At 44.5% G+C, this 25,764-nt stretch carries 15 protein-coding genes; 12 read left to right on the forward strand and 3 right to left on the reverse strand.

Annotated features, from left to right (window positions below; translation table 11 throughout):
* Window positions 1–99: 99 nt before the first annotated feature.
* The 3 genes from metK to ACLD71_RS09655 form a co-directional block, all read right to left on the reverse strand.
* Entirely contained in the window at window positions 100–1,251 is a 1,152-nt protein-coding gene (gene metK, locus ACLD71_RS09645) for a methionine adenosyltransferase (RefSeq protein ID WP_411994422.1), read from the reverse strand.
* 418 nt (window positions 1,252–1,669) lie between these two features.
* A complete protein-coding gene (locus ACLD71_RS09650) occupies window positions 1,670–2,215 on the reverse strand; it encodes a hypothetical protein (protein ID WP_303513742.1) in 546 nt (181 codons plus the stop codon).
* 394 nt (window positions 2,216–2,609) lie between these two features.
* Window positions 2,610–3,875, reverse strand: a complete 1,266-nt coding sequence (locus ACLD71_RS09655; RefSeq protein WP_411994424.1) for a chloride channel protein — start codon at window positions 3,873–3,875, stop codon at window positions 2,610–2,612.
* A 208-nt stretch (window positions 3,876–4,083) separates the two neighbouring features.
* On the opposite strand from ACLD71_RS09655, the gene tkt reads away from it, so the two are divergent.
* The 12 genes from tkt to ACLD71_RS09715 all read left to right on the forward strand — a co-directional run bounded on the left by tkt (window position 4,084) and on the right by ACLD71_RS09715 (window position 25,708).
* Entirely contained in the window at window positions 4,084–6,078 is a 1,995-nt protein-coding gene (gene tkt, locus ACLD71_RS09660) for a transketolase (RefSeq protein ID WP_411994425.1), read from the forward strand.
* A gap of 86 nt (window positions 6,079–6,164) precedes the next feature.
* The gene (gene epd / locus ACLD71_RS09665; RefSeq protein ID WP_411994427.1) at window positions 6,165–7,190 is read left to right on the forward strand and encodes an erythrose-4-phosphate dehydrogenase; all 1,026 of its coding nucleotides are present in this window, start codon (window positions 6,165–6,167) and stop codon (window positions 7,188–7,190) included.
* A 57-nt stretch (window positions 7,191–7,247) separates the two neighbouring features.
* Window positions 7,248–8,411 carry a phosphoglycerate kinase gene (locus tag ACLD71_RS09670; protein WP_411994429.1) on the forward strand — a complete coding sequence of 388 codons (1,164 nt, stop codon included), beginning with the start codon at window positions 7,248–7,250 and terminating at the stop codon, window positions 8,409–8,411.
* A 98-nt stretch (window positions 8,412–8,509) separates the two neighbouring features.
* The gene (gene fbaA, locus ACLD71_RS09675) at window positions 8,510–9,586 is read left to right on the forward strand and encodes a class II fructose-bisphosphate aldolase (RefSeq protein WP_137675319.1); all 1,077 of its coding nucleotides are present in this window, start codon (window positions 8,510–8,512) and stop codon (window positions 9,584–9,586) included.
* Between the two features lie 435 nt (window positions 9,587–10,021).
* Window positions 10,022–16,801 (forward strand): retention module-containing protein, encoded by a 6,780-nt coding sequence (locus tag ACLD71_RS09680; protein ID WP_411994431.1) that lies wholly within the window; start codon window positions 10,022–10,024, stop codon window positions 16,799–16,801.
* Between the two features lie 82 nt (window positions 16,802–16,883).
* Window positions 16,884–19,043, forward strand: a complete 2,160-nt coding sequence (locus ACLD71_RS09685) for a type I secretion system permease/ATPase (RefSeq protein WP_137675321.1) — start codon at window positions 16,884–16,886, stop codon at window positions 19,041–19,043.
* Window positions 19,036–20,430, forward strand: coding sequence for an HlyD family type I secretion periplasmic adaptor subunit (locus tag ACLD71_RS09690; protein ID WP_411994433.1), 1,395 nt, complete (start codon window positions 19,036–19,038; stop codon window positions 20,428–20,430). Before ACLD71_RS09685 ends, ACLD71_RS09690 begins: the two co-directional genes overlap by 8 nt.
* A 48-nt stretch (window positions 20,431–20,478) precedes the next feature.
* Complete coding sequence (locus tag ACLD71_RS09695; RefSeq protein ID WP_411994435.1) at window positions 20,479–21,774, forward strand: TolC family outer membrane protein; 1,296 nt, start codon at window positions 20,479–20,481, stop codon at window positions 21,772–21,774.
* Entirely contained in the window at window positions 21,774–22,376 is a 603-nt protein-coding gene (locus ACLD71_RS09700) for an OmpA family protein (RefSeq protein ID WP_137675324.1), read from the forward strand. The genes ACLD71_RS09695 and ACLD71_RS09700 overlap by 1 nt, the downstream gene beginning before the upstream one ends.
* Before the next feature lie 9 nt (window positions 22,377–22,385).
* Window positions 22,386–23,057 (forward strand): transglutaminase-like cysteine peptidase, encoded by a 672-nt coding sequence (locus ACLD71_RS09705; protein WP_303513725.1) that lies wholly within the window; start codon window positions 22,386–22,388, stop codon window positions 23,055–23,057.
* A 9-nt stretch (window positions 23,058–23,066) separates the two neighbouring features.
* Entirely contained in the window at window positions 23,067–24,998 is a 1,932-nt protein-coding gene (locus ACLD71_RS09710) for an EAL domain-containing protein (protein ID WP_411994437.1), read from the forward strand.
* 20 nt (window positions 24,999–25,018) lie between these two features.
* Window positions 25,019–25,708, forward strand: coding sequence for an SIMPL domain-containing protein (locus ACLD71_RS09715; protein ID WP_411994439.1), 690 nt, complete (start codon window positions 25,019–25,021; stop codon window positions 25,706–25,708).
* Window positions 25,709–25,764: the final 56 nt, after the last annotated feature.

Here is a 25,764-nt window from a genome sequence, read left to right on the forward strand (position 1 = left end):
ATAGTGTTAAATGGTCAGTAATGTTTAACGATCAAAAAAGCCGAAAGGATAATCAAGGATTATACGCTTTCGGCTTAGCTTGGCGAGTTTACCTCTGGCTTATAGGCCAGCTTCGCTCTTTAGTAACTCTGCTTTATCAGTCGCTTCCCAAGGGAATTCTTCACGACCAAAGTGGCCGTAAGCCGCTGTTGCTTTGTAGATCGGACGCTCCAAATCTAGCATGCTTAGAATACCGTAAGGGCGTAGATCGAAGTGTTTGCGTACTAATGCAACCAATTTGTCGTCGCCAATTTTGCCTGTACCAAAGGTTTCAATGCTAATTGAGGTAGGCTCTGCAACACCAATGGCGTAAGACACTTGAATTTCACAGCGGTCTGCTAAACCTGCAGCCACAATGTTCTTAGCTACGTAACGACCAGCATAAGCTGCACTACGGTCTACTTTTGAAGGATCTTTACCAGAGAATGCACCGCCGCCATGACGCGCCATGCCGCCGTAGGTATCTACAATAATTTTACGACCGGTTAAACCACAGTCACCCATTGGGCCACCAATTACAAAACGACCAGTTGGGTTTATATGGTATTGAGTATTTTCATTTAACCATTGCGCTGGCAATACTGGCTTAATGATCTCTTCCATTACTGCTTCACGTAAATCGGCAGTAGAAATGCTGTCACAATGCTGAGTAGATAACACGACCGCGTCAACGCCTGTGATGATGCCGTTTTCGTAAGCAAAGGTGACTTGCGATTTTGCATCTGGGCGTAACCAATCTAAGGTGCCATTTTTACGTACTTCTGCTTGGCGCTTAACCAACAGATGCGAGTAAGTGATAGGGGCAGGCATCAATACGTCGGTTTCATTGGTGGCATAACCAAACATTAAACCTTGGTCGCCAGCGCCTTGTTCTTCTGGGCGAGAGCGGTCAACACCTTGGTTAATGTCTGGGCTTTGCTTGCCCACAACGTTGAGTACCGCACAAGAATCGGCATCAAAGCCCATGTCTGAGTGGGTGTAACCTATGTCGCGCACGGTTGAGCGAGTAATCTCTTCAATATCAACCCAAGCTGAGGTGTTAATTTCACCACCTACCATTACCATGCCGGTTTTTACGTAAGTTTCACAGGCTACACGTGCCTTAGGGTCTTGCTCTAAGATTGCGTCTAATACTGCGTCAGAGATTTGATCTGCAATTTTATCTGGATGCCCTTCAGACACTGATTCTGAAGTAAATAAATGAGTAGCCATGTTTATATCTCGTAAATGATTATATACGTATGGATGTTTTACCATCTGGACGTCTATTCTAAGTGAGGGTTTACAGATTTGCTAGCGCTTATTAATGAAAAAAATTCACCTTAGTGGATTAGTTTTGTTGTATTGGTTTGTTTTGCTTAGTGCTGGATAGTGCTGGATAGTGCTGACAGGATGCTTGGCAGGCGTTTATTCAATGCTCATTCACCATTCTATCTTAAGAAATAAGGGGGCTAACTGGTGGCCTTAAATATGTTCAATTCGGGCTGGTGATATATCTTAAAGGGGAATGGTAGTGCTTCTTTATGGCTTATTAAGAACCTAACAAAATGGATATTGTCGCTAGTGTATAAAGATAACTTAGCCGCCTCGGGGGCGGCTAAGTGTTTCCAGCTTTAATTAAGCGGCTTTATTAAGGCTTGCTGAGTTCATGCTTAATCCAGTTGCTCATGTTTTGGCGAGTTTCTAGTCCGGTTTTTCGCGCAATTTCTTTATCGCCACGTACCACTAATAATATTGGTAGGGTAGAAACTTGATATTTGCTACGCGCAGATTTGTCCTTACTTAGATTGATGAGCTCAATTTTCTTTTCGTTCTGCTGGTTATAAATCATCACCAAATCAGCTTGGATCTTACTTTCGTCATTACGGTCATGCACAAAAGACACTAAACGTAAGGGGGGGCGAGGGCTACGCACTAAATCTAGGCATTGGCCATTATCACCGTATTCTTTACATGACCAAATGAATTCATAGTACTCAAGACGTTGTGAGTAGAAGTATTGGCCAGCATCAAATTTTTTGAGGCTAGGTATTTGTTTAGTGCTTACACCATACTTATCGGTGAAGCTTTCTATAACCCGACTATTAGGGCGGAAAGTGGTGGTTTCGGTATTGACTGAAGCTAAAACTTGGCTAGGTAACATAGCCATTATTAACAGTACAACTAGGCGGCGCATAAAAAATTTCCCTCTATAAATACAAAGCCACTATTAATATCTCTGGCATAGTAGATCACTCTAAGCCGTAAGCCCACAGTAATTTACTGTGATAGCGCTCTCATTTTTAAATAAACCAAATATTTAAGTGAATAGTTGCTGGTTGAGGTGATTGTATAGGTTAAATCAATACTTTAGAGGCAAAGCTTTATCTTGCTTAATAAGGGATTATCCGTTTATACAACTCTACTCAACCGCCTAGGGTTGGTTTTTATGAAATAGCACTGCATCTATTGGTTATGCAAGTTTGCGGGTTGAGTTCTTGTTGCTTGATGAAGTTAGCGAGTAGGCCACTCAGATGAAGATATATTGACGGCAGCATCGGCACATAAATAGTCGTCAATTTGAATTAGTGTTATTGTAATTGTTCGTTGTTTAAGGTTTTGTTTTCTTCTTTTACCAGTACTGGGCTATTGATTAAGCGGATCTGGGCATTAAGTAATTGTTGCTCGATCAAACTAGGTGAACGGAATAGATACTTGGCAACAGCGCTGGCACACAAACAGGCCACAATCGCCGGCAGCACAATCTCTACTTGTAGGGTTTGTTCGGTAATGAGTAAGAATGCGGCCCAAGGAGTGCGAAAAACAGCACCAAACATTGCGCCCATGCCAACGATAACAAGCATCGAGTTGGGGGCATTGGGAATTACATTACCGATAATGCTACCTAAAATGCCACCAATCACTAACATGGGCCCTAAGCTCCCGCCAGGCAAAGCAAAGGCTAAGGCTACTGTGGTGAGTACTATTCTGGCAAGCAGCCACAGGTGTTGTTCAGTTAAGGCTAATTCCCAGCTCAATAAGCCATTTGGAGTAATGGGCTCTAAACCTAACCAGTGTGGATTAATTACTCCCGCTAAGGCAGTGATACCTGCAGCGATAGCCACTGCATAACTGCGCTTAAGTGTTGGAATAGAACGAATCGCTCGCACCAATAAAGTGGCAAATAAACCACACAACATGCCAAGCAACGCAAATTGAGGCAGCCCCGTCCAAGTAAACGATTGGTCGGGGAGGTCGATGCTTAACATACTGCCACCATGTAGATCGGAAACAACGCTAGCCGTATAGGCGCATATTGCAATGGTAGCAATTGAGCGCCAATTAAAGCGACGCATTACTAATTCGTAGGCAATTACGGTGCCGGCAAGCGGCGCATTAAATAAAGCTGCTACGGCTGCCGCCGTGCCGCAAGCGACACTTAAGCGAATTTGTCCTTGAGTAAGGCGAGCGGCGTGGGAGAGATTACTGGCCACTACTGCGGTAAGGTAACAAGCAGGCCCAACTACGCCAACAGCGAAACCACCCCAAGTAAGTATTAGTCCCACTGCGAATTGATAAGCTAAATTGCCCCAATGAAGTTGCCCTTCATCAAAATGGTAGGCTTTAACCACAAAAATTAAACCCACTTGTTTGTAGTTAGCAAACAGCCGTTCAAGAAACAAGATGCTTAAGGCCGCGAGTAAAGGAAGCGAGTATGGTGGAAGGGGCTGATTAAGCAAAAGATTAGGATTAAGGTGGGCAAGGTCGCTAAATAGCAAGGCAATACCACTAGAGAACAAACCAATGAACAGGTAAACAAAAAAACTGCGGCTGCGAAATGCAAAATTATTTGCCATCTAGTTGGTTTACCGTCCCTCAATATTTCTTGTATCAAGACTTTATCACGTCCTTGTCAGCTGTAAATATGTGTTTGCTTAAGCAATTAGCAGAGTTTTTTAATAAATCTGGTTATTCTTTTTAGATATTTATTGAGTAACACCGTTGACTTTGTGACAATACGCGCCTCTCGACACCCTATAGCCCTAATATTTGCAGGAGAAATTCATGTCTTCTCGTCGTCAATACGCCAATGCTATCCGTGCTTTAAGTATGGATGCAGTTCAGCAAGCTAACTCTGGTCACCCTGGTGCTCCAATGGGAATGGCTGATATTGCTGAAGTTCTATGGCGCGACTTTTTGAAACACAATCCAACTGACCCAACTTGGGCAGACCGTGACCGCTTTGTTTTATCTAACGGCCATGGCTCTATGTTGCTGTATTCTCTGTTGCACCTATCTGGGTATCAACTTCCGATTGAAGAGCTTAAAAACTTCCGTCAGCTTCATTCTAAAACACCAGGTCACCCAGAGTACGGTTACGCACCTGGCGTAGAAACCACTACTGGCCCGCTAGGCCAAGGCATTACTAATGCCGTAGGTATGGCACTGGCTGAGAAAATCTTAGCGGCGCAATTTAACCAAGATGGTTTCCCGGTTGTTGATCACTACACTTACACCTTCTTAGGTGATGGTTGTTTGATGGAAGGTATCTCGCATGAAGCTTGTTCTTTAGCGGGTACTCAAGGCCTAGGTAAACTTATCGCATTCTGGGATGACAATGGCATCTCTATTGATGGTGACGTAGAAGGTTGGTTTACCGACGATACCGTTAAGCGTTTTGAATCTTACGGCTGGCATGTAATTGGTGGCGTAGATGGCCACGATAGTGAAGCCATTAGCGCAGCGATTAAAGCCGCTCAAGCTGAAACGACTCGCCCAACCATGATTTGTTGTAAAACAGTGATTGGTTTTGGTTCGCCAAACAAATCGGGTAGCCATGATTGTCACGGTGCTCCACTAGGCGCTGAAGAAATTGCAGCTGCTCGTGAGTTCTTAAACTGGCCATATGCTGCGTTTGAAATCCCACAAGATGTTTACCAAGCGTGGGACGCTAAAACTGCGGGTGAGAAATCACAGTCAGAGTGGAACCAATTGTTTGCCGGCTATGAAGCGGCTCACCCAGCACTAGCAGCTGAGTTCAAGCGTCGTGTGACTGGTCAAATGCCAAGTGATTGGAAAGAGTTTGCCGACAACTACATTAGCGAACTGCAAGCAAGCCAAGCTAAAATTGCTACTCGTCAGTCTTCACAGAAAACCTTAGAGGCCTTTGGCCCTAAATTGCCAGAGCTACTAGGTGGTAGTGCTGATTTAGCACCATCTAACCTTACTATGTGGTCTGGTTCTGAAGCGGTAACCGCTGAAGACGCATCAGGCAACTACATGCACTACGGTGTGCGTGAGTTTGGTATGTCGGCCATTATGAATGGTATGACTTTGCACGGTGGTTTAAAGCCTTACGGTGCTACGTTCCTAATGTTTATGGAATACGCACGTAACGCTTTGCGTATGGCTGCTTTGATGAAGCAACCGGCAATTTTTGTTTATACCCACGATTCAATTGGTTTGGGCGAAGATGGCCCAACTCACCAAGCGGTAGAGCAAACTGCTAGCTTACGTTTAACACCTAACATGAGCACCTGGCGTCCATGTGATTCAGTAGAGTCAGCGGTTGCTTGGCGTCATGCGGTAGAAAGTACCGACAGCCCAACTTCGCTTATCTTCTCTCGTCAAGGTTTAGCGCCGCAACCGCGTGATGCACAGCAACTTGCTGATGTTGCGCGTGGTGGTTACGTACTGAAAGATTGCGTGGGTACGCCAGAGCTTATCTTGATTGCTACAGGTTCAGAAGTTGAGCTAGCGGTAGCTGCAGCAGATGAACTAACGGCCGCAGGTAAAGCAGTACGTGTAGTCTCGATGCCTGCTACTGATGTGTTTGATGCACAATCGCCAGAATACCGTGAATCGGTATTACCGATTGCTGTACGCAAACGTATTGCTGTTGAAGCGGGAATTGCAGATTTCTGGTACAAGTACGTTGGCTTTGATGGCAAAGTACTGGGTATGACTACCTTCGGTGAGTCAGCGCCAGCCGGTGAATTGTTCAAGCTATTTGGTTTCACTAAAGAAAACTTAGTGAACATGGCAAACGAACTTCTGTAAGCACTTGCAAGTGCTCGTTCAGTAATAAATAGAACCCTCTGCTAAGAGGGTTCTTCGTTTCAGTGTTATAGAAAAAGGCGATTATCATGCCTCGTCAACCTATCAAAGTAGCGATAAATGGTTTCGGCCGAATTGGTCGCAGCGTACTTCGCGCATTATTCGAATCTCACCGTCAACACAAAATAAAAGTCGTTGCGATTAATGAGCTGGCCAGCCCAGAAGCGATGGCTCATTTGCTTAAATACGATTCTACCCATGGCACGTTTGCTGAAGATGTATTGCTGCAAGGTGAAACGCTCACGGTAGAAGGTCAAGCCATTCAACTACTGCATCAAAGCGAGCCCAATCAGTTACCGTGGAAAGATTTAGCGGTGGATATTGTCATGGAATGTACTGGGCGTTTTAGCTCGGTGGCCGATGCGCAAATGCATATTGACGCCGGGGCCAAGAAAGTTTTGTTTTCTCACCCTGCCGATCCTTGCGTAGATCAAACGGTAGTCTATGGTGTAAATGAAGATTTGCTGAGTGCTAGCGATAAAGTGGTCTCAAATGGCTCTTGTACGACCAATTGTATCGTACCGGTGATTCAGGTCTTAGATGAAGCCTTTGGGGTTGAATGTGGTACTATTACTACAATTCACTCAGCAATGAACGACCAACAGGTCATTGATGCCTACCATACTGACTTACGCAGAACCCGTGCGGCTGGGCAGTCAATCATTCCTGTTGATACTAAGCTGGCTAAGGGTGTAGAGCGAATCTTGCCTAAATTCGCCGGTAAGTTTGAAGCCATTGCGGTGAGGGTGCCTACGCAAAACGTTACGGCGATGGACTTGAGTGTAACATTGTGTAAAAAAGTTACAGTTTCTGATATAAATCAAGCCATACAAGCAGCACTTTGCGGTAAATTAAGCGGCATATTGAGCTATACCGAAGAACCTTTGGTGTCTATCGACTTTAATCACGATAGTCATTCAAGCATTATTGATGGTTCTCAAACACGGGTTAGCGGCGAACATTTAGTGAAAGTGTTGGCCTGGTGTGACAACGAATGGGGGTTCGCCAATCGCATGTTAGATACCGCTGAATTAATGAGTAACACGGAATTGTAGGTTTAGCCATGCTGGCTAAACTGTAAGTTTAATTTTTAAAACTATAGAGGACAGATAATGTCAATTATCAAAATGACCGACTTAGATCTTGCAGGCAAACGCGTATTCATTCGTGCTGATCTAAACGTTCCAGTAAAAGACGGTAAAGTAACTTCTGATGCACGTATCCTAGCATCTCTTCCTACTATTAAGCGTTGCATAGAAGCTGGCGCTAAAGTAATGGTTACTTCTCACCTAGGTCGTCCAACTGAAGGCGAATACGCTGAAGAATTCTCTCTAGCTCCTGTAGTTAACTACTTAAACGACGCACTAGATTGTGACGTTAAACTAGCTAAAGATTACCTAAACGGCTTAGAGCTAAACCCGGGTGAATTGGTTGTTCTTGAGAACGTTCGCTTCAACAAAGGCGAGAAGAAAAACGAAGAAGAGCTATCTAAGAAGTATGCTGCATTGTGTGACATCTTCGTTATGGATGCTTTCGGTACGGCTCACCGCGCTCAAGCATCTACCCACGGCGTAGGCACTAACGCGCCTGTAGCGTGTGCTGGTCCTTTACTTGCTGCTGAACTAGAGGCGCTTGGCAAAGCAATGGACAACCCAGCTCGTCCGCTAGTGGCTATTGTTGGTGGTTCTAAAGTATCAACTAAATTAACAGTGCTTGAGTCTTTATCTAAAATTGCTGACCAACTTGTAGTGGGTGGCGGTATTGCTAATACTTTCATCGCTGCAGATGGTCACAATGTAGGTAAATCTTTATACGAAGCTGACCTAGTAGATACTGCTAAAAAACTAATGAAAGAGTGTGCTATTCCTGTAGCCACTGATGTTGCCTGTGCTAAAGCCTTTGATGAAAATGCAGAAGCTGAAATCAAAAATGTTTCTGAAGTACAAGACGACGATATGATCTTCGACTTAGGCCCGGATTCTACAGCAGCTCTTGCTGAAATTATTGGCAATGCTAAAACTATCCTTTGGAATGGCCCTGTTGGCGTATTTGAATTCAAGAATTTTGAAGCAGGTACCGCGGGTATTTCTAAAGCTATCGCCGAGTCTGCAGGCTTCTCTGTAGCGGGTGGTGGTGATACACTAGCGGCCATCGACAAGTTTGGTATTAAAGCCGATGTATCTTACATCTCTACGGGCGGCGGCGCTTTCCTAGAGTTTGTAGAAGGCAAAGTATTACCAGCTGTAGCCATGCTTGAAGAGCGTGCAAAAGGCTAAGAACGTAATCGGGAGCGCAGCTCCCGATTTTCTGTATTAGAATACTCTGTTACAGAAACAAGAATTTTTAATCAACAAGACTAAATGGAACCATTGCTATGTCTAAGATCTTTGACGCAGTTAAACCAGGTGTAATCTCTGGTGATGACGTACAGAAAGTTTTCGAAATTGCTAAAGAAAACAAATTCGCACTACCAGCGGTAAACGTAGTTAACACTGACTCAATCAACGGCGTACTAGAAGCTGCGGCTAAAGTTAAGTCTCCAGTTGTTGTTCAGTTCTCTAACGGCGGTGCAGGTTTCTTCGCTGGTAAAGGCGTTAAACTTGAAGGTCAAGGTGCTCAAATCCTTGGTGCTGTTGCTGGTGCAAAATATGTACACGCTGTTGCTGAAACCTACGGTGTTCCAGTTATCCTGCACACTGACCACGCGGCTAAGAAATTGCTTCCTTGGATCGACGGTCTTCTAGATGCTGGTGAAGAGTTCTTCGCTCAAACTGGTAAGCCTCTTTTCTCTTCTCACATGCTTGACCTAAGTGAAGAGTCTCTAGAAGAAAACATTGATACATGTGCTAAGTACCTAGAGCGCATGGCTAAAATGAACATGACTATCGAAATCGAACTTGGCTGTACTGGTGGCGAAGAAGACGGCGTAGATAACTCTGACATGGACGCATCTGAGCTTTACACTTCTCCTGAAGACGTAGCATACGCATATGAGAAACTAATGGCTGTTAGCCCACGTTTCACTATTGCTGCTTCTTTCGGTAACGTACACGGTGTTTACCAAGCGGGTAACGTAGTACTTACTCCTACTATTCTACGTGATTCACAAGCTTACTGTGCTGAGAAATTTGGTATTGCACCAAACGCACTTAATTTTGTATTCCACGGTGGTTCTGGTTCTTCTGAAGCAGAAATCCAAGAGTCTATCGGCTACGGTGTTATCAAAATGAACATCGACACTGATACTCAGTGGGCAACTTGGGATGGTATCCGTACTTACTCAGCTGAAAACTTTGATTACCTACAAGGCCAAATCGGTAACCCTAAAGGTGCTGATCAACCTAACAAGAAGCACTACGATCCTCGCGTATGGTTACGTGCTGGTCAATCTTCAATGGTTGCTCGTTTAGAAAAAGCGTTCTCTGACTTAAATGCAGTAGACGTGCTGTAATTTAGTCATCTAAGGCTATATTACTTAAGGCTCGCTTTGGCGAGCCTTATTCGTTTTTAAATCACAAGTAAATGGTATTAGATGGATTTATTTCAGCCATAATTGATGAGTTGTACATTTTAATTTACGTTTAAAGTGGCGCTCCGTCAGCTATTTGTTCACTTATCCTACCTCTTCAATTTTCTCGCTTTTAGTTCATGATTGTTTTACTTTAGCTTTATAAGCCAATGAATTTTCTATATTTATAGTTTTAGTATTAAGTGTTTTCCTAAGCTATTCAGGCTCTTATGTTTGATCTTAGGTTTAGATTAGAAAAATTCATTCGTTAAACTAAGGTCTATTGACTAAAATTTATACTCTAAGCCCTTCGATATAGGCTGAGTCGCTGGCTGCGGATAGCGGGCGTGTTAAATAAAGATTGAAAGGAATAATCAGATGGAACAGAGCATTGCAACATCAAATGCAACGATTGTATCAATACAAGGACAAGCGTTTGCAGTAGATGCCCAAGGCAATATTAGATCCCTGCAACCAGGGGATAGTGTTGTGCCTGGCGAAATGATTATTACTTCCCAAGGTGCGCAACTTGGCTTTTACTATGGTGAAGACCAGTACCTGCTTGGTGACAATAGTGCTACTCAACTTCCCAATGTTGATATTGCAGAAGGCCCTTTAAGCGCGGCTAACGATCTTGATGTAGACGCTTTGCAACAAGCCATTTTAGAAGGTGCTGACCCAACGGAGTTGTTTGAAGCGACTGCGGCTGGTGGCGCTCCTACTGCTGCGGATGGTGAAGCAGCTGGCAACGGTGGGTTTATTACGATCGACCGAATTGGTGGAGAAACCATTGCTCAAACTGGTTTTAATACCCAAGCTCCCCAAGTTCCAACTAATGCAGCCCAAACTGACTCTGATGCAAACGCTCCAGAACCGCTAGCAGCAATCGATAACTCTCAACCTGAACCCACTCCCACTCCGCCTGCACCTAGTCCCGATCAAGCACCAACGATTACGCTTACTGCTGGAAGTATTACTGAAGATTTAGTGGATGCCGATACCGTTATTGCTAGCTTTACATCAAATGATGCCGACGGTGATGTTTTAAATCACAGCCTGCTAAATGATACTGATGGTTTTTTTGTTATTGATGGAAACGAAATTAAGTTGAGTGATGCGGGTATTGCTGCAGTTAACAATGACCAACTCAATTTAACGACTTTGAATTTAACCATTCAAGTTGAAGCTAATGGCCTAACGGCTTCTGATAGTGCTTCCGTCGAGATTGTTAGAGTAGACGACGATCCCGCCACACCTGTAGATCAAGCTCCAACGATAGACGTGGTTGCTCAAAGCGTCACTGAAGATGCAGTCAGCACAGATACAATTGTTGCCAATTTTACCTCAAACGATCCTGATGGTGACGTTCAAACTTACCAATTGTTGAATAACGATGACGGCTATTTTGTTATTGATGGTAACCAAGTCAAACTCACTGCTGATGGCGTGGCGGCGATTAATAATGACAGCTTAAATCTGACAAGTTTGGATTTGACCGTTCAAGTTGAAGCTAATGGCCTTACTGCTACCGATAGCGATACGCTTAGCATTGTAAGAGTGGACGACGAACCAAGCACTCCTGTAGATCAAGCTCCAACGGTAGATGTGGTTGCTCAAAGCATTACTGAAGATGCAGTCAGTACAGACACAATTGTTGCCAATTTTACCTCAAACGATCCTGATGGTGACATTCAAACTTACCAGCTGTTGAACAACGACGATGGTTATTTTGTGATTGATGGTAACCAAGTAAAACTCACCGCTGATGGTGTGGCGGCGATTAATGATGACAGCTTAAATCTGACAAGCTTGGATTTGACCGTTCAAGTTGAAGCTAATGGCCTTACTGCTACCGATAGCGATACGCTTAGCATTGTAAGAGTGGACGACGAACCAAGCACTCCTGTAGATCAAGCTCCAACGATAGATGTGGTTGCTCAAAGCGTTACTGAAGATGCAGTCAGTACAGATACAATTGTTGCCAATTTTACCTCAAACGATCCTGATGGTGACGTTCAAACTTACCAATTGTTGAATAACGATGACGGCTATTTTGTTATTGATGGTAACCAAGTCAAACTCACTGCTGATGGCGTGGCGGCGATTAATAATGACAGCTTAAATCTGACAAGTTTGGATTTGACCGTTCAAGTTGAAGCTAATGGCCTTACTTCAACTGATAGCGATACGCTTAGCATTGTAAGAGTGGATGACGAACCAAGCACTCCTGTAGGTCAAGCTCCAACGATAGACGTGGTTGCTCAAAGCGTCACTGAAGATGCAGTCAGTACAGATTCAATTGTTGCCAATTTTACGACAAATGATCCAGATGGAGATGTGCAGGCTTACCAGTTGTTGAATAACGACGATGGTTATTTTGTGATTGATGGTAACCAAGTCAAACTCACCGCTGATGGCGTGGCGGCAGTAAACAGTGATGCTTTAAACTTGTCTGAACTCTCCATTAATGTTCAAGTTAGCGCGAATGGACAAACCGCGACTGATAGCGACATCGTGAATGTTGTTCGTGTGAACGATGCACCGGAAACTGATACGGTGGTACTAACGCCAATAGCAGAAGACAGCGGTGCACGTACAATTACTAGTGATGAACTACTAGCTAGCGCAGGAGATATCGAAGGTGATGACTTAACGGTAAGTAATCTGCAAATTAGCGCAGGGAGCGGTAGCTTAGTCAATAACAACGACGGTACTTGGACTTACACGCCAGCTGCTAATGACGATACAGAAGTCAGTTTCAGCTACGACATCACCGACAATGGCAGTACTAATGGCGCAAGTGACCCGCAAACGGTAAGCGGCAGTGCCAGCTTAGACATTACTCCCGTGAATGATGCACCGGAAACTGATACGGTGGTACTAACGCCAATAGCAGAAGACAGCGGTGCACGTACTATTACTAGTGATGAACTACTAGCTAGCGCAGGAGATATCGAAGGTGATGACTTAACGGTAAGCAACCTGCAAATTAGCGCAGGGAGCGGTAGCTTAGTCAATAACAACGACGGTACTTGGACTTACACGCCAGCTGCTAATGACGATACAGAAGTGAGCTTCAGTTACGACATCACCGACAATGGCAGTACTAATGGCGCAAGTGACCCGCAAACGGTAAGCGGCAGTGCCAGCTTAGACATTACTCCCGTGAATGATGCACCGGAAACTGATACGGTGGTACTAACGCCAATAGCAGAAGACAGCGGTGCACGTACAATTACTAGTGATGAACTACTAGCTAGCGCAGGAGATATCGAAGGTGATGACTTAACGGTAAGTAATCTGCAAATTAGCGCAGGGAGCGGTAGCTTAGTCAATAACAACGACGGTACTTGGACTTACACGCCAGCTGCTAATGACGATACAGAAGTGAGCTTCAGTTACGACATCACCGACAATGGCAGTACTAATGGCGCGAGTGACCCGCAAACGGTTGGCGGCAGTGCCAGCTTAGACATTACTCCCGTGAATGATGCACCGGAAACCGATGCGGTGGCACTAACGCCGATAGCAGAAGACAGCGGTGCACGTACTATTACTAGTGATGAACTACTAGCTAGCGCAGGAGATATCGAAGGTGATGACTTAACGGTAAGCAACCTGCAAATTAGCGCAGGGAGCGGTAGCTTAGTCAATAACAACGACGGTACTTGGACTTACACGCCAGCTGCTAATGACGATACAGAAGTGAGCTTCAGTTACGACATCACCGACAATGGCAGTACTAATGGCGCGAGTGACCCGCAAACGGTAAGCGGCAGTGCCAGCTTAGACATTACTCCCGTGAATGATGCACCGGAAACCGATGCGGTGGCACTAACGCCGATAGCAGAAGACAGCGGTGCACGTACAATTACTAGTGATGAACTACTAGCTAGCGCAGGAGATATCGAAGGTGATGACTTAACGGTAAGTAATCTGCAAATTAGCGCAGGGAGCGGTAGCTTAGTCAATAACAACGACGGTACTTGGACTTACACGCCAGCTGCTAATGACGATACAGAAGTCAGTTTCAGCTACGACATCTCCGACAATGGCAGTACTAATGGCGCGAGTGACCCGCAAACGGTTGGCGGTAGTGCCAGCTTAGATTTAACGCCAGATAATGACGCGCCAGATGCTCAGGACGATGATTTCTCAAATGTAGCGCCTTCTGAATCTGTCCAATTAGATTTGTTGGCTAACGATAGCGATCTGGAAGGTGATGCGATAAGCATTAAATCAATTAACGGCACAGAACTTACCTCGGGAATTGCGCAGGATATTACTGTAGCTAATGGCGTTGTTAACGTGACTGCGGCAGGAGTAATTAGTTTTATCGCTAATGCAGATGGTAATGGTTCAGTTGATTTTACTTATGTTTTACAGGACGAATTTGGCGCCGAAAGTTCAGCTAGTGTATCTGGAAATGTCGTTGATCTCGTTAATGATTCAGCGCAAGTATTTGAAGCTGGTTTAGATACTGGTTCGGACGCCGGAGTCGCTGCTACGCTAACAACGGGTAACTTGCTCAGTAATGATGGTGGAGTGGTTGATGGCTTAGCTATTTCTAGTATCGGTTATGATGGTGGAGTGCACGCTGCTGACGTAAATGGTGTGATTAGCTTTGATACTGAACAAGGCTCGCTAACGGTTTATACCGAAGACTACAATGGTTTTTCTAAAGGTGATTACGAATACCAATTAAACTCTTCAAGCCTTAATGGTGATGGCGTCACCGAAAGCTTCGATTATGTTGTGAGTAACCCTACAGAGGGCTTCGCTACTCAAGCTAAGTTAGATGTTAGTATCGTTGATGATGCACCTATAGGTAGCAATGTTTCGCATAGCTTGGAGTCTAGTCCGCTACTGGTTACCACCAACTTGGTATTGGTATTAGATACATCAGCGAGTATGACTAACGGTGAACATGGAGATGGTCTCGATTATTTGCAAATTGCAGTGGACGCCTTGTCTAACTTAATCGAGCAAGCTGATGCCGCTGGCAACGTAAATGTGCAAATAGTTGGCTTTTCAGACTCGGTAATAAACAGTGGCTGGATAAGTGACAATGTTGCGGAGGCATTAGCATTCCTTGAAGACTTAAGTTCGGGCGGAGGCACACATTATGACGCGGCTCTTAATGAAGTGATAGCCAGTAGCGGCGTTGATATGCAACCTGATGCTGACAATACTCTGTTGTATTTTATTTCAGACGGTGAACCAAACTTTGGCCACCGTTTAGAAGATGTAGAAGAATATAATGGTGAAAATGGCTTACAAGCTTGGGACTCGTTTGTAGCAAACAATATCGATACTAGTTATGGAATTGGTATCGGCCAAGCTGATTTGGACGTGCTCAAAGACGTGGCGTCGGATTCTTCAAGTGATGAATTTGCCTTTATCGTTGATAATGTAAATGATCTCTCTACTACACTTGTAGAAAGCTACCTAGAGGCTGAAGTAGACGCCTCTTTAGGGTTATTGGAAACAGCTTCTACTGATGGGTTTATGGTCGGGGCTGATGATGGTTATGTTAGTGCCATCACTATTGACGGTACAACTTACAATTATGATCCTGATGCCGACCCTGAACAGCCTAAAACCATTAGCGTATCAACTGCCTTAGGTGGTTTGTTACTGCTTGATTTCTCCACCGGAGCCTATTCTTATGAGTTGGATGTTGGAGGTGATGGCTGGGGACAGCAAGAAAACTTTACTGTAGCAGTTACCGATTTTGATGGTGATTCACATTCGGTAAGTATTGAAATTAATACTGTTTTTGAATCGGTGGTCGATGCTAATCGGGATGTCATTATTACAAACCAAGATGGTAGTACCACAATTAGCGTACCAAGTTTAGCTTTGCTCTGGAACGATAGTGGTGCGGGGATTTCTTTAGATAAAGTTGGAACGGCTGTGGGTGGTTCAGCGACAGTCGGTGATGAAATCCTGTTTGACTCAAATGACGGGGTTGGTCTTGGTATCCACGATAGTAACTTCGAAACGGAGGCTTTATCGATTATTGGTACTGAAGCCGATGTTAGCTTTGTTGACTTCAATGGTCATAATACAGTCGATTTGAGTGACCGGTCCTTGTTTAGCCTTAATGACGGTAATATCCCGCAAATTGTTAGTGGTGGGTATTCTTACACTTATCAAAGTGAGTTAGTTAACGATAACGACCCACTTACCTCAGCTGACGAAGACTGGATTAAAGTGACTCTTGCAAAAGGGGAAACTTTGTGGGTAAACATGGCAACCATTTCGGGTACTGAGAGAGTTAAAGTAGACGCTTTTCTTTATGATGCTAGTGGTAACCCTATCGTAAGCGATAGCGGCCAAAACAAACTTGCTGAAGATTGGCAGGGGCCAAAAGATAGTTTTACTGCATCAGAAGAGGGCGATTACTACATTCAGGTTGTTGCTGATTCGGATACCGATAGCGGTTTTTATCAACTTCATCTCACTATTGATACGAGCTACGCAGTTTACACCAAAAATGCAGATAGCGATGTTCATGAACAATTTGAATATAGCATTATTGGTGACGGTGAGATTGATAGCACAACTGCAGAGCTTATTGGTGTTCATGGTAACTCTGTTGATGGCGGAGATGGCGATGAGGTATTGGTGGGTAATGAGTTTGCCAATACCATTACTGGTGAAGCGGGTGATGATGCCTTGGTAGGCTATGCTGGCGACGATCAACTAGAAGGCGGTGAAGGTGCTGACTTGTTAATGGGCGGTATAGGAGCTGACACTTTAATTGGTGGCCAAGGTAACGACGTATTAATTGGTGGTGATGATAGTGATATGTTTGCTTGGCTTGACGGTGACGACCAAGGCACCACCAATGACACCATTAACGACTTTACCTTAAAAGACGATAGTGATCCGAATAACGCCCCTGATGTACTTAACTTGAGTGATTTATTACAAGGCGAAACGGAAGCGAGTTTAGAATCTTATTTGTCGTTTGAAACCATAAGCAATGGTGGCGCTGTTGAAACGATCATATCAATTGATAAAGATGGTGGGGCTAATGGCGAGAGTGTTCATCAAACGATCACCCTTAAAGATGTCGATTTCAGTGGTATGAGTGATAATGATATTTTGACTCAATTGATTGAAGATCAGCAGCTTAATGTAGACAACTAGGCCGTTTACGTTTGGGAAAACCCACTTTCAAGAGTAAGCTAAGGCTTACTCTTGATGTTTTATATTTAGGAAAGGATGCTAGGTGCAGGACGCAAAACCACAGCAGCAATATCGTGATTTAGATGTAACCGCAGAACGCATTGATCCCTTACTGAACAGTTTGGTATTTTTGTCCAAGTTTTATGGTAAGCCTTTTTCTGCTAGAGCGTTGTCAGCGGGATTACCTTTGGAAGAAGGACTACTCACTCCGGCATTATTGCCGCGTGCTGCTTTGCGAGCAGGCATGGATGCATCTCTTGTAAAAAAGCCTATCGGCAAAATTCCTGAATTACTCTTACCCTGTATCTTGTTGTTAAAAGATGGTCGCTCGTGTGTTCTCGTTTCACGCACTTCTGATTCTGTTGAAGTAGCTTGGCCAGAACTTCCAGATAGTCATGAAACCATCTCTCTAGACAAACTCGCCCCAGACTACACGGGTTTTTGCTGCTATGTGCGCAAACGCTACCGTTTTGACGCTCGCTCGCCAGAATCTCTGAGCAACAAGCAGGGCCATTGGTTTTGGAATACTCTACGTCGTTCTGCGCCCATTTATCGGGATGCCTTGGTGGCATCGTTATTCCTTAACTTGTTTGCGATAGCTTCACCGCTGTTTGTTATGAACGTCTACGACAGAGTAGTGCCAAACTCAGCCATTGATACGTTGTGGGTGCTTACCGCAGGTATGGCCTTAGTATTGGTGTTTGATTTTGCCTTAAAGCAAATGCGCGCTTATACGCTGGATTTAGCGGCTAAAAAATCGGACATTTTGTTGTCTGCTCGAATCTTTGAAAAACTGTTAAACATAAAGGCAGAAGTAAGGCCGCCATCGGTGGGGGCTTTTGCTAAAAACGTACAAGAATTTGATTCCATTAGAGAGTTTATTACTTCTTCTACGGTTGCAGCCTTGGTTGATGTACCGTTCTCATTGTTGTTCTTGTTAGTCATCGCCATGGTGGCTGGCCCCTTGGCGCTAGTACCAGCAGGGGCAGCAGTATTAATGCTGCTTTATTCGTTTTACATCAAACGCAAAATGCATCAAGAAGTTGAATTAGGCAGTCGGTTTGCTAGCCAAAAAAATGCTCACTTAATTGAGAGTTTAAATGGTATCGAATCCCTTAAATTGGCAGGAGCCGAAAGCCAGTTTCAGCATAAGTGGGAAGAGCTCGTTGGTAACATTGCTACTTGGAATATGGCTATTAGAAAGCTTGCTACCTCGGTAGGTAATGTGAATGCCTTTGTCTCTCAAAGTACTACTGTATTGCTGGTAGTGGTGGGGGTATTCCAAATCTCTCAAGGTAATCTCTCGATGGGAGGCTTAGTTGCCGCAGTGATGTTAACTGGGCGAGCGTTAGTGCCTTTTTCTCAGGTGTCGCTATTGGCTACAAGATATAACCAAGCGCAATCAGCCTTAGAAAACCTTGAAGATATTATGCAGCTGCCAGATGAGAATTTAGAGCGCTATATGCATCGTTCTCATTTTGATGGTGCGATTAGTTTTAGCGATGTGAGTTTTACTTATCCTGGCAGTGAACAGCAAGTTTTGAAGCAAGTGAGCTTCTCAATTAAAGCCAAAGAGAAAGTCGCCATTATTGGTAAAATTGGCGCGGGAAAAACCAGCTTAGAAAAACTATTACTCGGTTTTTATATACCCCAGCAAGGTGCCATTCGCCTCGATGGTGTCGATTTAAAACAAATTAGCCCGGCAGATGTTCGCCAAAAAATCGGCTGTTTACCGCAAGACATAAATTTATTTTATGGTTCTATTCGAGACAACATTACCCTCGGGGTGCCGCACATTGAAGATGAACTAATCTTCCGTGCCGCAGAACTTGCCGGGGTGACGCAGTTCACTGACGTAGATCCAGAGGGTTTAGACAGACAAGTAGGCGAGCGAGGTCAGTATCTCTCTGGTGGACAACGCCAAGCGGTCGCATTAGCCCGCGCTTTGTTGTTTAACCCGCCAGTATTAGTGTTAGACGAACCAACAAGCAGTATGGACGCGTTCTCTGAGAACTTAGTTAAATCTCGATTAAAGCAAGTAGCAGAGGACAAAACCTTTATTTTAATCACTCACAAGATGTCGATGTTAGATCTGGTTGACCGTATCATTGTATTAGATAGAGGAGCGGTAGTGGCCAATGGTTCTAAAGCGGAAGTATTAGAGCTATTACGCAGCGGCAAAGTGAGGTCTCCCAATGAGTAAGCAAAGGCCTGATATTTCTGAGGCAGAGCTTAAGTTTGTTGATGATATTAATGCCGCCATGTTGATGAAAACACCGCGTCGCTCGCGTCGCTTGTTGTGGCTTATTTTTGTCTTACTAGTGAGCGCAATATCTTGGGCGCATTGGGCTCAGGTAGATGAAGTCACTATTGGCAATGGCAAGGTGATCCCATCTCAACAGATTCAAACAATTCAAAACTTGGAAGGCGGTATCCTTAAACAAATTTTGGTTAGGGAAGGCGAGCAAGTAGAACCTGCTCAGCCCTTATTACTTATCGACGATACTCGTTTTCGCTCAGACTTTCGCGAGCAAGAGCAAAGAGTGATAAACCTAGAAGGTGATGTTGCTCGCTTAAGAAGTGAAATTGCCAGTATTCAGTTAGACCCTAATTTGGCGTTCGAGCAATGGCAAGAACAGGTAAACGTTACCGATGTAGAGATTGAGTTTAACGATGAGTTTAAGTTGAAATACCCATCGGAAGTGACCGGCCAGCAACTACAAAAAACCGCTCGCTTACGAGCCTTGCAAAATCAGCTTTCTATTACTGCAGGGCAAATCGATCAGAAACAACAAGAGATAGTGGAGCTAAAGTCCAAAATCTTGCACGTAAATCAAAGTTACAATTTAGTATTAGAAGAACTAAAAATTACCAAACCCTTGGCGGAAGAAGGCATTGTTTCGCAAGTGGAAATTCTTAAATTGCGCCGACAAGCGAACGATTTAAAGGGTGAGTTACAAAGCAGCAAATTACTTGAACCTAAAATTCGCAGCGCGATTGCCGAAACAATATATAAGCGTCGTGATATTGCGTTAGCGTTTTTAAGCGAAGCGCGCCGAGAGCTGAATCAAATTGAAGCTGAGCTACAACCACTGAGCGAAGGGCAAGTGGGCTTGCGTGATAGGGTAGACAGAACCTCGGTAGTTTCGCCGGTTAAAGGCACGGTTAAAAAGATTTACATTAATACCGTTGGTGGTGTGGTTCAGCCGGGCATGAGCATCATGGAAATCGTACCAATTGAAGATAAGTTATTGGTGGAAGCGAAAATTCAGCCGAAAGATATTGCATTTCTTCGCCCGGGGCTTAAAACTGTTGTTAAATTCAGTGCTTACGACTTTTCCATCTATGGTGGCTTAGACGGGCAGCTAGAACATATTAGTGCAGACACCATTTTAGATGAAGAAGGCAATAGTTATTATCTGGTGAGAGTGAGAACCGACAAGAATTATCTCGGTACAGACGATACACCATTGCCGATTATTCCAGGAATGCTATCTAGTGTGGATATCATTACGGGTAAGAAAAGTATTTTAGATTATCTATTAAAACCAATAATTAAAGCGCAACAATCTGCGTTACGCGAACGATAAGAATGTGTATTTGCTAAGTCGTTGCTTAGCAAATGACAAGGAGTGTTAATGAATAAGCTGAGCTTGACCTTAGCATCAGGTCTGTTAATGGGCTCTAACCTTGCTTGTGCTCAGTCTCTTGAGCAGGCGGTGGCTAAAGTATTAACTGAGCACCCTCAGTTACAATCTTCTTTTAACCAGTTTAAAGCCAGTACCGAGCAATACCAAGGGGCCAAAGGTGGCTACTACCCAACCGTAGATTTAACTGCTGGAGCGGGCTGGGGCCAGAGTGAAACCGAAAACTTTGGGGTGAACAGTGCCAACCCAACCGAGGTTGGGGTAAGTATTCGTCAGCTCTTGTTTAGTGGCTTTTCAACCACAGGTGAAGTATCGCGTACTGAAAATGAAGCGCGAGCCGATCAGTGGCTGCTATATAACGACGCTGAAAACATCGCGCTACGAGTCGTCGATGTTTATCTAGAAGTCGTAAAGCAAGAACAACTGTTAGAACTCGCAGATAGTAATCTGCAAACTCACTTAGCAATTCAAAAAGACATTAAAAAACGCACCGATTCAGGAGTGGGTTCTAGTGCCGATTTAACCCAAGTAAACGGCAGGGTAGCGCGGGCGACAACTAACGCTTTATCGGCTAAAAATAACCTACTTGATGCACAAACTCAGTTTTTACGAGTGGTAAATACCTTACCTAATGATTTGGTGCTACCCGGCGCTGATATTGCCTTGTTACCCGCTGATTTAGATGCCGCTTTGGCCGCAGCATTGGATGTTCATCCTACCCTAAAAGCTGCTCAGTTTGATGTTGCCGCTGCCAACGCCCAAAACACCGTAGCTAAAGCCAGCAACTACCCTGAGATTGCTGTAGAACTAGATGGCAATTGGGACCGAAACCAAAACGGTTTTGATGATACCAAAGATTACGAATTAGCAGCCATGCTGCGTTTGCGTTACAACTTATTCAATGGTGGTAGTGATGCTGCCGAAATTCGCCGCAGTGCTTATGATGTAAATCGCGCCAAGGCCGTGGGAGATGACGCTTACCGACAAGTCACTGAAGGCACTCGTTTAGCCTGGAACGCATGGGATGTATTAGTGCGCCAGAAATCGTTTCTACAACAACACGTAGAAGCGAGCTTTCAAACGGTTGAGGCCTACAAAAAACAATTCAATTTAGGCAAGCGTAGCTTGCTTGATGTACTGAATACCGAAAACGAACTTTTCGAAGCTCAAAACGAATTTATTGGCGCAGATATCGATGAGCTGCGTGCTAAATACCGCTTACTAAATGCTACCGGCCTACTGCTTGAAGCATTACGTGTTAACCGACCTGAGGACTGGAACTTTTAATGAACAACAAAAGCTTAATTGTCGCAGCCGCTATTTTAGCCCTAACTGCGTGTAGTCAATCTGCCGAAACTTATAAGGCTGAAACCGCCAACTATGACCGTCAAGATCAAGACAGCGACGGCGTGATTAATGAACGAGACCTTTGCCCTGATACTGAAGAAGGAGCCGCAGTAGATAACGACGGCTGTTCTGAATTTCAAAGTATTGATGACGGTTACGAATTAATGGTCTTTTTTGGCCACGATTCCAGTAAACTTACTGGTGAATTTGAGCCTCAGTTGCAACAAGTGGCTGACTTCATGCAAAAATACCCTGAGGTTAAAATCAGCGTTGAAGGCTACGCCAGTGCCAGTGGTAGTAAATCTTACAACTTGAAACTTTCTAAGCGTCGAGCGGCGAGTGTTCGTCAGCAATTGATTACTGATTATGCGGTGCCAGCTGAGCGCATAGAGCTTGAAGCCATTGGTGAAGAAGAGCTGCTAGTAGCGGGAGATTCTGAGCAGTCTGAGGCAGCTAATCGTAGAGCGAGAATCTTTGTTCAAGAAGAGTACCGCAAAGTTGTTCCTCGTTGGTCTATCTACACTCCTCATTTAAAACAGTAGAGACTCTAGATGCGGCGTCTTCTAGCTCGGTGGTGGATGCTAGTACTGCTTTGGCCAGTACTCATTCTTGCCACTGGTTATCAGCTAGAAGAACTCGCCGCAACCGTTCGCTCTTTCTATGGTGATAAAGCCGAGCAACGCGTAAGAGCCTGGCGGCAGGTGATTAGCGACGGCCATGCGCTATCGGAAACAGAACAGCTGCACACCGTGAATGACTTCTTCAATCAAATGCAGTTTGTCGACGATATCGATGTTTGGGGCCAAAAAGACTATTGGGCGACACCTGTAGAGTTTTTGGGCGCAGCAGCCGGTGACTGTGACGACTTCAGTATTGCCAAATATTTCTCACTGATTGAGCTAGGCGTAAGTGATGAGAAAATGCGCCTAGTTTATGTAAAATCACTTACCTACAACCAATTTCATATGGTGGTGGCTTATTATCAAACGCCTTCATCTGTGCCGATTATTCTCGATAATATCAACCCAACTATTTTGCCCGCGACTCAGCGTGATGACCTTGTGCCTATTTACAGCTTTAATGGTCAGCATCTTTGGTTGATGAAAGAAAAAGGCCGCGGCCAGCTGGCGGGTAAATCGAGTCGTTTGAAATTGTGGACTGATTTACAGCAGCGCTGGCGACTGAATAAACTTAAAAAACCGATAAAGAATTTTGATGCTTAGGGGAACACTATGACCTTATATCGACAATTGTTGATTGTAGTACTGCTTATCTACGGAGGTTTGTTAGCCGTAGTGTTCAGTATTGAAATTGGCAATACCCGTAGCTATTTGTCTGAGCAGCAATTATCGGATGTAAACAATACCAGCACCTCTTTGGGTTTATCTTTAAGCCCTTATTTGGAAGATGATGATGTAGTAGGGGCAGAGTCGGTAATTAATGCCATGTTTGATAGTGGTTATTACCAACAAATTAGCTTGACGCTATTTGCCGACGAGAGCGTAATAGACCGCCAAAACAGCAGCGCTATTGAAGGTGTACCAGAATGGTTCACTTCTTTTGAACTATTCCAGCCTAGTTCTCAGCAGCAAGTGCTTACCAGCGGGTGGATGCAGTTAGGCGAGCTAACCGTGGTGGGGCATTCTGGCTTTGCTTATTTGCAGCTATGGAATGCCATGGTAGATCTCGCCAAGTTATTTGTAGTGGGCTACTTAGCCACGGTGCTTATGTTAATGCGGGCGCTACGATACTTACTTAAGCCATTAGAGCAAATCCAGCAGCAAGCTAAGTTAATTGAGCAACGCGAGTTTGGCCAAACTATTCCACTGCCGCATACCCTAGAGCTGCGCAGTGTTGTGGGGGCGATTAATCATATGTCTGACAACATCGCTCAGCAGTTTGAAAGCCAAGTTAAAGAAGCCAACGCATTACGCGAGCAAGCTTTTCAAGATTCGGTATCAGGTTTAGGGAACCGTGCCTATTTTATTAATCAAAGTAAGTCATGGTTGGCAGAATCTGGGGTGGGTGGCTTAGCCTTAATATCATTAGACATTATCGAAGCGATTCATGTAAAAGAAGGGTTTAGCGCCCGCGACGAATTTATCCATTCAGTTGGCGAGCTGTTTACTGCTTATACTCAACAGCAGCAACAGTTAGTGTTTGCGCGTATCAGTAATCTTGAGTTTGCGGTATTAGCCGAGGGATTTGATCAGCAACAGTTGCTGGACTTAGCGCAGCAAGTTCACCAAGACATCTTAGAGCGCTTAGCAACGTGGAAACAATACATGCCACGGCCGTTAGTGATTGGCTTGGTATTGCGCCAAAAAGACGAAAACATTGGCGAACTACTGACTGCTGCTGATACTGCTTTGCATGTCGCACGAGAGCTGCGAGAGGGGTTCTTTAGTTTAGCGGATGTGGAGCATACGCATATTCCACGCAGCCAGTGGAAGCAGTTGTTAGAAACCACCATTAGTCGCCAAAGCTTGGCTTACAAAACCCAGATTGTGAATTTTATCCATAGCGATAAAGTGTTGCACCATGAGCTATTTACAACAATTGAGGTAGACGCTCAGCACTATGCGGCAGGGCAATTTATGCCTGCAGTTGAGCAGTTTAGGTTAGGTGCCAAGTTTGACCAAATGGTGGTTGAGCAAGCCGCCAGTGCGTTGAGCAAACATGCGGATTTGAGTTTAGCCATTAACCTAACGTTGTCTGCTATTAGTGAGCAAAGTTTTTTAACTTGGTTGGGTGGGGCTGCAGTGCAGTTTAAATCAGTCGCTCACAGAATGGCCTTTGAGATCCCGGAAACGGCTTTTCTCCAAGAAAATGCAGAGTTGGAAAAAACTTTAGGCTTGTTGCGAGCGTTAGGCTTCCAGATTGGGATTGATCAATACGGGCGTAATTTAAACTCATTAAGCTATTTAAGCAGGGTAAAACCTAATTACGTGAAAATTGATTATGGGTATACCGCTCAAGCGCTGGCAGAAGAGGGCGATACTCATTTCCTTAGTGCCATTTGCCGGGCGGCAAGAAACTTACAAATTGTAACGGTGGCGCAACGGGTAGAGAATCAGCAGCAGGTAGAACTGTTATCGGCCTTGCCAGTGGACGCCTATCAGGGTTATGTTGCACCTCCTCAGCGTTTTAAATTGGCTGAATAGTGAAGTTTAAAGGGGTAGAGATGAAGAAGATTTTATTACCGGTGTTATTGGCTTGTAGTGTGATAGCCATGCCCGCATTTGCGGCTTTGTTACATACCAGCGGCGAGGCGAAGCTGGTGGTTATTGCAGACCAAGTTCAATTAGATCTACATGCAAGCAGTTTAGCGAAATCAGCTAGTGACGCTAAGCAACAAGTTGATGAAGTAGTAAAAGTTACTCAATCTAACTTAGCTGGTTTGTTAACCGACTCTGACCGTTTTGAAGCCAGCCAACTGCAAATTCAAGCGGAATATAAATACCAAGATCGTGAGCGGGTATTTGTAGGTTATCGCGCACAGCGTAGCATTATTGTTGAACTCGCTAATTTAGACGGGCTTACTCAAGTACTCGATGCAGCCATGTTGAGTGGCGTGAATGAAGTGCGTAACTTGCAGTATAAAAGCTCGCAAGAAGACCAACACAAGCAACAAGTGCGTTCAATGGCTATTGCCGACTCTTACGTTAAAGCTAAGCAGTTAGCTGATGGTTATAATGGCCAACTAGGCCCTGTGGTTGAGATTAACTACCGTAATCAGTCTGCTATTCCACTAATGAAGATTGAACGGGTTAGCATGGCCGCGGCAGATGCTGGTGCAAGTTCTTATCAAGCGGCGCAGTTAACGTATAACGACAGTGTTGATGTGAGCTTTGAGTTATTGACTGAAGAGTAGTATTTGGGCTATTACCTTAATCAGTTACTGAGGTGAGGAATTAAAAAGCGAAACAG

Origin of the sequence: Agarivorans sp. DSG3-1, assembly GCF_046774965.1 — a bacterium.
GTDB lineage: Bacteria > Pseudomonadota > Gammaproteobacteria > Enterobacterales > Celerinatantimonadaceae > Agarivorans.

Coding starts and splice junctions, on each gene's coding strand:
- ACLD71_RS09690 (WP_411994433.1), top strand. CDS start 19,036: ATGAGTAAGCAAAGGCCTGATATTTCTGAGGCAGAGCTTAAGTTTGTT.
- ACLD71_RS09695 (WP_411994435.1), top strand. CDS start 20,479: ATGAATAAGCTGAGCTTGACCTTAGCATCAGGTCTGTTAATGGGCTCT.
- ACLD71_RS09705 (WP_303513725.1), top strand. CDS start 22,386: ATGCGGCGTCTTCTAGCTCGGTGGTGGATGCTAGTACTGCTTTGGCCA.
- metK (WP_411994422.1), bottom strand. CDS start 1,251: ATGGCTACTCATTTATTTACTTCAGAATCAGTGTCTGAAGGGCATCCA.
- ACLD71_RS09655 (WP_411994424.1), bottom strand. CDS start 3,875: ATGGCAAATAATTTTGCATTTCGCAGCCGCAGTTTTTTTGTTTACCTG.
- ACLD71_RS09710 (WP_411994437.1), top strand. CDS start 23,067: ATGACCTTATATCGACAATTGTTGATTGTAGTACTGCTTATCTACGGA.
- tkt (WP_411994425.1), top strand. CDS start 4,084: ATGTCTTCTCGTCGTCAATACGCCAATGCTATCCGTGCTTTAAGTATG.
- ACLD71_RS09700 (WP_137675324.1), top strand. CDS start 21,774: ATGAACAACAAAAGCTTAATTGTCGCAGCCGCTATTTTAGCCCTAACT.
- epd (WP_411994427.1), top strand. CDS start 6,165: ATGCCTCGTCAACCTATCAAAGTAGCGATAAATGGTTTCGGCCGAATT.
- ACLD71_RS09670 (WP_411994429.1), top strand. CDS start 7,248: ATGTCAATTATCAAAATGACCGACTTAGATCTTGCAGGCAAACGCGTA.
- fbaA (WP_137675319.1), top strand. CDS start 8,510: ATGTCTAAGATCTTTGACGCAGTTAAACCAGGTGTAATCTCTGGTGAT.
- ACLD71_RS09680 (WP_411994431.1), top strand. CDS start 10,022: ATGGAACAGAGCATTGCAACATCAAATGCAACGATTGTATCAATACAA.
- ACLD71_RS09715 (WP_411994439.1), top strand. CDS start 25,019: ATGAAGAAGATTTTATTACCGGTGTTATTGGCTTGTAGTGTGATAGCC.
- ACLD71_RS09650 (WP_303513742.1), bottom strand. CDS start 2,215: ATGCGCCGCCTAGTTGTACTGTTAATAATGGCTATGTTACCTAGCCAA.